Here is a 656-nt window from a genome sequence, read left to right as displayed (position 1 = left end):
ATGAAGTCGATCATTCTTATAATTTTGATTGCAAACCTTTTATCGGCTTGTGCATTAGCACCAAAGCTAAAACAGCCAAATGATAGGAACCGAGTGCCTATTAATAAAACAATCCCTGCCGAAATCAAGCGAAGAGACAACGGAATCTCATAAACTGATTTATGAAGTTAATAATGTAATGGTCAGTCTTTCTAAATATGTGAAAATTAAAAGGTATGAAATATGCAAAAGCTGATTATTATCATAGCGATTAGTGCTTTTCTTGGAACAACAAACTTAGCAAGAAGTAACACTCTTACTAAGCAAGGAGGAGGTCATAGCCGTTTTGCAGTTCCTAGTATAGGGTCAGGAAATCTCGATTCAAGCAACAATTATAAACCAAAACCACCAAAAGGCTATGAGCCACCACGTAAACTTCCACCCGATATTAAAATTGACCTTTCTAATTTGGGAACGATGAGAAATCCCGTACCGTCCAAACCTAGTGGCTCTAAGCCATCTAACACACCTCCAGTATCTCCCACAGCTCAGGTACCTAAATCAACTTTCGTATCTGCTCCATCAGCAAAATATCTGGAGCTTATTAATCTATTAAAAAAAGGAGAAATTATTGAGCTCTTAAAAAAACAGCTTGAGTTAAAAAAAGAACAAATTTC

The 656-nt window shown here is 36.4% G+C and carries 1 protein-coding gene and 1 pseudogene; both read left to right on the top strand.

The window, feature by feature from the left end:
• Complete coding sequence (locus tag ACFIQE_RS11255) at window positions 1-153, top strand: TrwH protein (RefSeq protein WP_375707786.1); 153 nt, start codon at window positions 1-3, stop codon at window positions 151-153.
• Window positions 154-222: 69 nt separating this feature from the next.
• Window positions 223-656: pseudogene (locus ACFIQE_RS11250) on the top strand (hypothetical protein); the annotation flags it as partial.

This window comes from Bartonella sp. AA1HLJMS, from assembly GCF_042197445.1.
GTDB lineage: Bacteria > Pseudomonadota > Alphaproteobacteria > Rhizobiales > Rhizobiaceae > Bartonella.
This window is presented reverse-complemented; position numbering and strand designations above follow the sequence as displayed.